The following is a 1050-nucleotide window of genomic DNA, read 5'->3' as shown; positions in this document are numbered from 1 at the left end:
GCCTATGGTTGCAAACAATGGCGACGTCATGAGAAGGGCAATGCCTTGCCAAATAGGTACTGGGTAAGCCAATGCCCATATCCAAAGTTGAATACCAATAACAGACAAGAAGACACGGAATACGTGCAACTTTAGGTTGTCGGTTTTTAGCGCGCGGCGAATGCCCAGCGTTTTCAGATAAGGAAGAATAGCGAACAACGCGATGGCGTATTGAATGACGGCAACGGTGGTAGAAGTAAGTCCGAAATGAATGCTAGCGACTTGAGTTAGGCTATTAATAACGGCAAAGGCTAAGCCTGCGGTTAGCATCCAGCTAGCGCCTTGGATCGGATGGTGTTGTGACATGATGCTTCTAATTATTTGATGTGGTTCACCTATGATACGGATTTAGCACCACTTAACCAGAAAAAGCATTGATGAAGTTGGTCAGAATATTTGAATATGAAAAAAGGTTGAGCAACCGCCCAACCTTTCTAGTCTCTATCTAAAGTCGATTTAGATTAGAAATCGTAGCGGACACCTAGGCGAAGTGTGTCTTCACCAGCTGTCACGATACCTTTTGCATTTTTAACTTCGTCTAAACCATTAACGTAGTAAGAAAGGTATGTGCGGAAATTGCTGTTTAGTTTGTAGTAACCAGCTAATTCAATACCGTCGACAGCGTCTACTTTTGCTCCGCTGTTGATTTCATCTTCTTGGTAAGTATATACGACTGCAGCAGATACTTGCTTGGTGAATTTGTATTGCGCTGCAAATTCCATAGCAGTGAATGACTTAGCATCGGTACCTGTCGCTTTATCATCTAGGTCGCCTGTTGAATAAGTTGCAGCTAAGTACAGGTTGTCTAGAGAATACGCTAGGCCGGCAAGGATTTGGTCTGCGCTACCTTTATTTTCCCCTAGGTCTTCACCTGAGTAGGCTAGGCCAAGATCTAAGCCCATTGGCAGTGAGTAAACACCAGAAATGCCGTAGCCGTCAGAGTCTTTTTTGCTGTTGGTTTGGTAAGTGGCTTCTAGTTGCAGGGCATCAAAGCCGCCACGGTATGCAAAT

Annotated in this window: 1 protein-coding gene and 1 pseudogene; both read right to left on the bottom strand. The window is 44.5% G+C overall.

Features of this window, described 5'->3' with window-relative positions:
• Positions 1-345, bottom strand: a pseudogene (locus AB4496_RS28235) (EamA family transporter); the annotation flags it as partial.
• A gap of 155 nt (positions 346-500) precedes the next feature.
• Positions 501-1050, bottom strand: a 550-nt coding sequence (locus AB4496_RS28230; RefSeq protein ID WP_372133349.1) for a porin, incomplete at its 5' end; no start/stop codon positions are given.

The organism is Vibrio sp. 10N.222.46.A1 (assembly GCF_041473595.1).
Taxonomy (GTDB): domain Bacteria; phylum Pseudomonadota; class Gammaproteobacteria; order Enterobacterales; family Vibrionaceae; genus Vibrio; species Vibrio tasmaniensis_A.
This window is presented reverse-complemented; position numbering and strand designations above follow the sequence as displayed.